This is a genomic window from Achromobacter sp. (assembly GCF_036567245.1).
GTDB lineage: Bacteria > Pseudomonadota > Gammaproteobacteria > Burkholderiales > Burkholderiaceae_B > Achromobacter.
Genome location: NZ_DATCUY010000634.1, coordinates 1 through 8,489, shown reverse-complemented (window position 1 = coordinate 8,489; position 8,489 = coordinate 1). Strand labels below are relative to the sequence as shown.

The 8,489-nt window shown below is 67.4% G+C and carries 10 protein-coding genes; 2 read left to right on the top strand and 8 right to left on the bottom strand.

Going from position 1 to position 8,489, the window contains the following annotated elements:
• From VIR09_RS26935 to VIR09_RS26915, 5 genes are all read right to left on the bottom strand, one after another.
• On the bottom strand, window positions 1–237 hold a 237-nt coding region (locus VIR09_RS26935; protein ID WP_332015647.1), incomplete at its 3' end, for an AMP-binding protein.
• Between the two features lie 9 nt (window positions 238–246).
• On the bottom strand, window positions 247–981 hold the full coding sequence (locus VIR09_RS26930) for a CoA-transferase subunit beta (protein ID WP_332015646.1): 735 nt from the start codon (window positions 979–981) through the stop codon (window positions 247–249).
• A complete protein-coding gene (locus tag VIR09_RS26925) occupies window positions 974–1,807 on the bottom strand; it encodes a CoA transferase (protein ID WP_332015645.1) in 834 nt (277 codons plus the stop codon). Before VIR09_RS26925 ends, VIR09_RS26930 begins: the two co-directional genes overlap by 8 nt.
• A 33-nt stretch (window positions 1,808–1,840) precedes the next feature.
• The gene (locus VIR09_RS26920; protein ID WP_332015644.1) at window positions 1,841–2,563 is read right to left on the bottom strand and encodes an enoyl-CoA hydratase/isomerase family protein; all 723 of its coding nucleotides are present in this window, start codon (window positions 2,561–2,563) and stop codon (window positions 1,841–1,843) included.
• Window positions 2,560–3,729, bottom strand: coding sequence for a CoA transferase (locus VIR09_RS26915; protein WP_332015643.1), 1,170 nt, complete (start codon window positions 3,727–3,729; stop codon window positions 2,560–2,562). The genes VIR09_RS26920 and VIR09_RS26915 overlap by 4 nt, the downstream gene beginning before the upstream one ends.
• A 285-nt stretch (window positions 3,730–4,014) precedes the next feature.
• Here VIR09_RS26915 and VIR09_RS26910 point away from each other — a divergent pair, with 285 nt between their 5' ends.
• Complete coding sequence (locus VIR09_RS26910; protein ID WP_332015642.1) at window positions 4,015–4,983, top strand: tripartite tricarboxylate transporter substrate binding protein; 969 nt, start codon at window positions 4,015–4,017, stop codon at window positions 4,981–4,983.
• Window positions 4,980–6,626, top strand: a complete 1,647-nt coding sequence (locus VIR09_RS26905; protein WP_332015641.1) for an FAD/NAD(P)-binding protein — start codon at window positions 4,980–4,982, stop codon at window positions 6,624–6,626. Before VIR09_RS26910 ends, VIR09_RS26905 begins: the two co-directional genes overlap by 4 nt.
• On the opposite strand, the gene VIR09_RS26900 is transcribed toward VIR09_RS26905, so the two are convergent.
• The 3 genes from VIR09_RS26900 to VIR09_RS26890 form a co-directional block, all read right to left on the bottom strand.
• Window positions 6,535–7,299, bottom strand: a complete 765-nt coding sequence (locus tag VIR09_RS26900; protein WP_332015639.1) for an IclR family transcriptional regulator — start codon at window positions 7,297–7,299, stop codon at window positions 6,535–6,537. The two genes, VIR09_RS26905 and VIR09_RS26900, sit on opposite strands and share 92 nt — an antisense overlap.
• Window positions 7,300–7,360: 61 nt before the next feature.
• On the bottom strand, window positions 7,361–7,987 hold the full coding sequence (locus VIR09_RS26895; RefSeq protein ID WP_332015638.1) for a cysteine dioxygenase: 627 nt from the start codon (window positions 7,985–7,987) through the stop codon (window positions 7,361–7,363).
• Between the two features lie 224 nt (window positions 7,988–8,211).
• Window positions 8,212–8,489, bottom strand: a 278-nt coding sequence (locus tag VIR09_RS26890; RefSeq protein WP_332015637.1) for a hypothetical protein, incomplete at its 5' end; no start/stop codon positions are given.

The window sequence follows — 8,489 nt, the reverse complement described above, 5'->3', positions numbered from 1 at the left end:
CATCGCGCCCAGAATCGCCAGCACCTGCGCCAGCGACCGCTCCATCGCGATGGCCACATGACTGCCACGGGCCACGCCGGCGGCGCGCAGGCCGCCCGCGATGCGCCCGACCTCCTGGCGCAGATCGGCATATGTCAGCGTGCCGTCCGTGGTCACGATGGCGGGCCGTTCGGCCCATTGCGCCTGGCTCCACAGGCGCGCGAAAGCAGCCACCAGCGTGGCGTCGGCAAGCGTCATCGCAACCTCCTAGCGCAGCGCCACGGCGGCGTCGCGTTCGAACTGTCCGTCGGGATCCAGCTCGCGCAAGGCGCGCGTCTCGGCCGCGGTGGGCGGCGCAGACGGCTCGGCGCCGCTGGCGTCGAATTCGAAACCGGTGCGCTCGCGCACTTCGGACAGGCTGGACTCCGGATGCCACGACTGCAAGGCCAGCCGCCCGTCGCGCTTGACGAATACGGCGATCGGCGTGACCACGCCATGGAATCCGCCCCAGGACGTCATGAAATCCAGCTTCGGCACGAAGGTGCGGCGCGAATGCTCGGTACGCCAGGTGCAGGCACGCCTGGCGGTGGGCAGCATCACCGCACCGCCCCCGCCGCCCGGCAGGCGCACCTTGGGCTCGTGCCAGTCGCCGATGCAGGAATTGTTGGCGCAGCCTGCGCCGTCGATCTGCGCCGCGCCCAGGAAGGTCAGGTCCATGCGGCCGCGCGTGCAAAGGTCGTAGAAGTCCTCGTTGGAGAAAATCGACGCCGTGTGCTCGGCCAGCACCGGATCGGAACTGGAGATGGGAACCTGCGAAGGCCGCGGATTCACGCCGCCAGCGACGTTGATGTAGACGAAATCCCAGTCATAGGCGCGCTTGGCCAGCAGGCAGGCCAGCATGGGCAGGGTGGAATTCACGCCGCTGAAGGTGATCTCGTCCGGCCGGATGAAACGCGCCAGATTGGTGACGATGTACGAAAAACCCGACCATTGCTCAGCCATGCTGCACCTCCCGCGCTTCGGGCGCCGCGGCCATGTGCGCCTGCAGATCGCCTTGCTTGTCCATGTATGCCTCTACCGCCGGATAGTCGATGGCGTAGTCCGGCCAGCAGGATCCCGGCCATGCGCCCTGCGGCGCCACGGCATAGGCCTGTACCATGAAGAACGGCACCAGCGTGGATTCCGGATTGGCCTCGAACACCGCGCTGTCGACCACCTTCTCGGCCACCACCAGCACGCTGCCCGCGGCGCGCGACATGATGCGGTCCCAATGCGCTGTGCCATGCACTCGCACATTGCCCAGCGCGTCCACTTCGGAAGCATGGATCACGGCGAAGTCGGGCCGGATCGCCGGCACCACCCAGGTCTGCTGCCCGCTGCCATAAGGATCGTCCAGGCACTTCCAGCCATTGAGCTCGGGCAGGCCGCTGCCATGCAGGCCGCCACAAGGCTGGAACGGCACGCCGAAGGCAGCCGCGCGCAGACCGGCCGTGAGGCTGGCGCAGGCATGTTCTTCCAGTTCGATCTCGCGGCGCTCCACGGCCTTGCGGTACCACGGCGCCAGGCCGAAATTCCCTTCCATGGCGACGATGCCCGCGCGCACGCGGCGCAACGCGCCGGCGCGGCACAGGATGTCCACGTCGTATCCTGGCGATTGCTTGACCAGTTCCAGGTCGCGCCGGCCCTGGCGGATCAGTTCGCGCACGAAGGCGAACGGTCCGCGGTGCAGGAAGCTGCCGCCCAATGCGATCGATGCGCCGTTGGGCACCAGCGCCGCCAGCTCCGCCAGCGTGCACTGCTTGTTCTTCTGATTGAAACCCGATGCCATGATGTCTCCTTCCCTGCCTGTTCTTTTTCGTGGTCAGCGCGCCTGCAAATAGGCAGCCACCCGCTCCTTCAATCCCGGCTGGGCAGCGGAGCGCACCAGGCGGGCAAGATCGGTGTCGGGCGTTTCCGCCGACAGCGCCGCATACAGCTGCACGCGGCTCGAAGTGCTCAACGCAGATGCGGCGTCCAGCGCCTCGCGCTCGACGTGCTGCCAGTCCGGCGCGTCAGCCAGGCGGCTGGCGAAGCCGTCGCGCAAGGCCTCTTCCGCGCTGAACGTGGCCGCCTGCTCCAGCACCGCGCGCGCCCGCTCCGCGCCCACCAGGGCCGCGTAACGGCGCGTACCCAGCACCAGCCCGAACTTCAGTCCGGGCATGCGGAAGGTGGCGTCCGGCGCGCTCACGCGCCACTTGCAGGCGCCGAACAGATCCACGCCCGCGCCGAAGTTGCGGCCATGCGCCAGCCCCAGCGTCAGGCAGGGCGAGGCCGCCAGCCGCTGCAACAGCATCTCGATGCGCACGAAGCGCAGCAGCAGATCGCCTTCGCTCTGCTCCTGCCATCCGCCGAAGTCGAAGCCCGCGCTGAAGTTCCTGCCCTCGCCCTTGAGCACGATGAGCTGGGCGCCGCCGGACTCGGCCTCGTCCAGCGCGGCGATCAGCGCTTCCACCAATTCCGCCGACAGGGCATTCATCTTGTCGGGCCGCGCCAGCGTCAGCACCTGGGCCGCGCCCTGCTTGTCGATGTGCAGGACGCCGCTCATGCTGCCGTCTCCTTCCTGCCGGCACGCAGCGCGCCCAGCACTTCATCGTTGTGTTCGCCCAGGGCCGGCGGACGGCGGCGCAGGGCCGTGGTCTGGCCATCGAAGCGCACCGGCAGGCCGAAGGTGCGCGTGCGCACGCCATTGGGCAGATCCACGGGTTGCACCCAGCCCATGTGCTCCACCTGCGGGTCGGCCAGCACTTCGGAATAGGTGTTGATGGGCGCGCAGGGCACGCCGGCCGCGCGGAAGCGCGCCAGCCAGGTCTGCGCGTCCTCGGCTTCGAAGATTGCTTCCAGGATGTCGCGCAACGCCTCCTGGTTGCGCGCGCGGGCGCTGGTGTCGGTAAAGCGCGGATCGGCCAGCAGGTCCTCGCGGCCCACCGTTGCGCACACGCCCTTCCACAAGGCCTGGTTGCCCGCCGCCATGCCGAAATAGCCGCCCTTGCAACGGAAGGCCTGATACGGCGCGTTGCGCGGATGGGCCGATCCCAGCTTGACCGGGTCCTTGCCGCTGCCGAAGAACTCCGAGGTCTGCAAGGCGGCGATGCCCAGCGTGGCGCCCAGCATGGGCACGTCGATATGCGTACCCTGCCCGCTCGCCTGCGCCGCGCGCAAGGCCGACGCGATGGCGAAGGCGCCATACAGGCCGGCCGAAAAGTCCGCCAAGGGAACGCCGCACTTCACGGGTTCGCCACCGGCTTCGCCGGTCACGCTCATGATGCCGCTCATGGCCTGGATGGTCAGGTCGAAACCGCCTTCCTGCGAGCGCGGCCCCGACTGGCCGTAGGCCGAAATCGAGCAATAGACCAGCTTGGGATTGGCCTCGCGCAGCTGCGCATAGCCCAGCCCCAGGCGATCCATCACGCCCGGGCGGTTGTTCTCGATCAAGACGTCGGCGGAAAGCGCCAGCTCGCGCGCAAGGACCAGATCGCCGGGATCCTTCAGGTTCAGCGTGACCGAGCGCTTGTTGCGGTTGAGTGATGCGAAGTTCTCGCTGTAGCCCTCGGAAATGGGCGGCCAGCTGCGCAGCGTGTCGCCGCCTTCCGGGTGTTCGATCTTGATCACGTCGGCGCCCATGTCCGCCAACAACATGCCGCAAAAAGGCCCCGCCGCGACATTGCAAATCTCCAGCACCGTAATGCCGGCCAGCGCCGAACTGGGTGTCATGTCTGACCTCTCGTTATGAAAATTCAATATTTGGGACGAAGAAAACATTATAAGAGCACGCCTTCAAGACTGGCATCATCCAGCGCATCACTGCCGCAAACCCGCGTACTTTGACGTAAATCCTAGTGCATTCCCTAGGTGTAGTGCTTAATTGTTGACCAGCATATCACCCTGTGGAATTCTAAGTAAACCATTTATTGAAACATGAGTCCTATATTTTAGGATTTTAAGAAAAAGCCCGCGGCCGCTGCGCATGCCGGCTCCACCGACACCAAGGAGACTTCCATGAATAAAACGTGGCGCATTGCCCTGACAGGCATGGTGCTGGCTTTGGCAGGCGGCGCGGCCGCGGCCGACAACTGGCCGACGAAACCCGTGCGCATGGTGGTCCCCTTCCCGCCCGGCGGCGCAACGGATGCCGCCGCGCGCATCTACGCACAGCACCTGGGCGACTACCTGGGGCAAAGCGTAGTGGTGGAAAACAAGGCGGGCGCGGGCGGCGAGATCGGCGCGGAATACGTGGCCAAGTCGGCGGCCGACGGCTACACCCTGCTGATGGGCGCCGTGGGCAGCCACGCGATCCATGCGGCCATGCCGGACAAGCCTGGCTATGACTTCGGCACCGCCTTCGTCGGCGTGTCCATGGCGACCAGCATGCCCATGGCCGTGGCCGTGAACAGCAGCAAGATCCCGGCGAAGAATATCCAGGAGCTGATCGCCCTGGCCAAGAGCAAGCCCGGCACCATCACCTTCGGTTCGGCCGGCCCCGGCACGTCGCAGCACATGGCGGGGGAGCTCCTCCAGGTCGTGACCGGCACCCGGCTCATGCATGTGCCGTACCGCGGCAGCGGCCCCGCCATCACCGACCTGCTTGGCGGCCAGATCGACATGGTGATCGAGACGCTGCCGGCGCTGCTGCCGCAGGTCGCGACCGGCAAGATCCGCCTGCTCGGCGTCACCACCGCCACGCGCGCCACCGCGCTGCCGGACCTGCCCACGCTGACCGAACAGGGCGTGAAGGATTACTCGGTCGCCACCACCTACGCCTTGCTGGCGCCCGCAGGCACGCCACCCGCGGTGGTGGACAAGCTCTCGGCGGGCATGCAAAAGGCCGCCGCCATGGCCTCCGTGCAACAGGCCGCGCAGAAGCTGGGCGCCGATGCTGTCGCCACCAATCCCGCCGACACCAGCCGCGTGCTCAAGCAGGAAGTCGCCCGCTGGGCCGACGTGGTGCGTTTGTCGGCGGCCAAATGACGGCGCCCCGCGCAACGTCCGCCCCGCTTGCCGCGGATCTGGTCATCATCGGCGGCGGCTCGGTGGCCGTCAGCTTCCTCTATCAGTTCCTGCTTACGCTGGAGCCGGCCAGCGGCCGGCCGTTGGCGATCATGCTGTTCGAGCCTCAGGCCGAACCGGGCGCGGGCGAAGCCTACCAGGAGGACCTGCCCAGCAATCTGCTCAACATCCCTGCCGGCAATATGTCGGCGCGGGCCGATCATCGGATGGATTTCGTCGACTGGCTGCGCGTCCAGGATCCCGCCTGGCTGCGCGCGCAGGGCGCGGACACGATAGCGCCTACGGACTTCCTGCCGCGCCCACTGTTCGGCGCCTACATGCGCGCCATCTATGAGCGGGCCCGCGAGCTCGCGCGCGCCCAGGGCATCGCGCTCACGCACGTGCGCAGCCGGGTCCGGCGCGTGGCGCCGCTGCCTGAAGGCGGCGCACGGGTCGAACCCGAACAGGGTCCGCCCTGCCGGGCGCGCTACGCCGTGCTGTGCAACGGCAATCTGCCCTCGCAGGCCTTTGCGGAACTGCGGGACGCCCCGGGCTACTTCAACAGCCCCTACCCGGTCCAAGCCTTGGCCAGCGGCATCGCCGCCGATGCGCCGGTCTGCATCATCGGCACCAGCCTGAGCGCCGTCGACGCCATCGCCGCCTTGCGGCAGGCGGCCCATCGCGGCCCCATCCTGTGCGTGTCGCGCAATGGCCGCCTGCCCTCCGTGCGCAGCGCCCACAACCGCACGCCGGACATGCTGCGACAGCTGAGTCCCGAGGGCGTTCCGCGCCTTGCCGCCACACACGGCGGCGTACTGTCGCTCGAAGTCATCGCCACGGCGCTACGCGAAGAAGTGCTAGCGCTGGGCGGCAACCTGGATGCGGCGGACGTATTCGGCATGGCGGGCGACGCCCGCGCCGCGCTGGACGCAGAGATACGGCGATCCGAGCAGGCGGCGCGCCCGTGGCAGGCGGTGGCGGCCGCAACCAATGCGGCCGTCGATCTGATCTGGCGCCATATGCCGCAGGCCGAGCGCGACCGTTTCCAATCGCAATGGCGTTCGCTGTGGATGGCGCGGCGCGCCACCTTTCCGATGCGCAACGCACTGAAGCTGCAGGCCCTGTTCCAGCGCGGCCAGCTGCAGGTGAGCGGCGGCTATCTGGACAGCCGCCACGACAGCGTCAGCGGCCTGTTCCACACGCGCTTGCGCGATGCGGAGGGAGTAGTCGCCACGCACGCCAGCCGCTATCTGATCAACGCCACCAGCTTCTCGGTGGATACGCGTCGTACGCAGGATCCGCTGGTGTCGGGGTTGCTGCGCGAGGGCCACGCGCAGCCCGATCCCCACGGCGGCCTGGCGCTGGACTACGACACAGGCTGCCTGAAAAACGCGCGCGGCGCGATCGAGCCGGACATTTCGGTCTTGGGCAGCCTGGCGGGCGGCACGTACTTCTGGACCACGTCCATGGACGTCAACGCGCGCCTCGCTCGCGATCAGGCGCAGCGCATCAGCGCGGCCCTGGCGCGACCCGCTACTGGTCCAGGTAACCCCGGCGATAACCCATCCCTTGCGAAATGGACTGGGCACAGGCAGCCACATCCGGCGCCAGCTGCTTCATCCTAGCGGCGCTCAGGCGGTCCAGCGGACCGGAGATGCCTATCGCGGCCACGGGCTGGTCCAGGCTGTTGAACAAGGTCACGGCCAGCCCGCCCACGCCTTCGCGCCATTCGCCGCGATTGACCGCGTAGCCGGTGCGGGCGATCTTGCGCAGTTCGTCCTTCAAGAGCGGCATGGACACAATGGTCGATGGCGTATGGCGCACGAGCTTGTCGGCGTAGCGCTCGACGTAACCTTCCGCCTGGTAGGCCAGCAACGCCTTGCCGGTGGCGACGGCATAGGCCGGCGCGCGTCCGCCCACCATCGAATAGGCGCGTATGGGTTGGGGGCTGTCGATCTTGTCCACGTAGACGACGTCGAAACCATCGAGCACGGACAGGTGCACGGTTTCACCGGTCTGGTCCGCCAGCGTGCGCATGAAGGGCGCGGCCAGCTTGCGCACGTCCAGCTGGGCAAGCTGGCGCGCCGCCAGCTCAAACAGCCGCACCGCGCCGCGATAGCCGCCGCCGTCATCGTCCTTGGTCACGTAGCCCGCATGTATCAGCGTCTGCAAAGTGCGGTGCGTATTGCTGCGGGTCAGCCCGACGCGGGCGGCCAGCGCATCGATGGTGCGCGGCGGATTGTCCACGTCGGTCACCGCCTCCAACACCATCAGACCTTTCAGCAGCGTCTTGTCCATTATTTATTTTCCTAATATTTAGGACAAGAAAATAGCATGAGACGCCGCGCGCGAACAGGTGCTAGCTCGCGCCCCCGGCGATGGCGGCCCGCACCGCTTCCGAGCGGTCCCACAGGTTCGGCAGGCTGGCCGACGAATACCCGGACACGAAAGGCTTGGCCTGCCCCGTCGCAGGATCGTAGACATGGCGCGAAACGGCGCCGATATTGCCGCCGTAGAGATGCACGCTGATCGACACGCGGTCGGCATGGGCGTTGGATACGCGATGGATGTCGCCTTCGGCGGGCGACAGGCGCTCCACGTCGCCCGGTTGCAGCGTGGTCGCGGCGCCCGCGGGCGCCACGCCGCCATCCTGGCCGCGCACGTAACGCTGATTGACCTCGGCGCCTCGCAGCATGCCCACGTAGCCCCAGACCTCGTGGTCGTGCACCGGCGTGAACTGTCCCGGTCCCCACACAAAGCTCACCAGCGAAAACCGCTCCAGCGGATCGCAGTGCAGCAGGTATTGCTGGTAGTACTGCGGATGCGGCGCGGTACAGGCCTCGGGCAGCCAGTCGTCATGGCGCACCAGGTCGGCGAACGCGGCCTGCAGTTCCGGGGTCTGTGCCAGCGCGGACGGCGTGGCCAGGCGGGTCGCGGTGGCGATGAAGCTGCGCAGCCTGTCCAGGCCACCTTGAGATTCGGGCATTGCGTCTCTCCATGAATTCTGGAAATCCCAGATTGAAAAAACAGTATCCATGATTCAGGACGGATGCGCAGCCTTGCCCCTGCCGCCGCCCAGGTAATCGCGACTAGCCTTTCCTGACAGGTCCAGGCCCGCGCGTGCAGCGTATCGGACTGGCTTCAAGATTGAAAATGAAAAACGCGCATCACGATATTCCTTCGGTGCCGACGCAAGCGCGGGCTTGGGCCTCACCACTTGCAGCCCCGGTCCGTAACGGTATCGGCGAGCAAGAACGGCAAGGCCAGCAAGCCCATGTCCGCATGCGCGTTCTTGCACGGCGGCCGCGCGCTCTTGGCGATGCCCCGCGCCAGCTCGGATTGTTCAACCGGTGCCTTGGGCCCAAGGCGCACGGCAGGCTCACCACGCGCGCGCGGCATGCCTGCCGCTTGCGCGTCTTCCGGGCGCCAGCCGAAATCGCGCCGGGGATCCAGCGCGCCTGACGATGCCTCGGGCGTCCCGTCCGCTT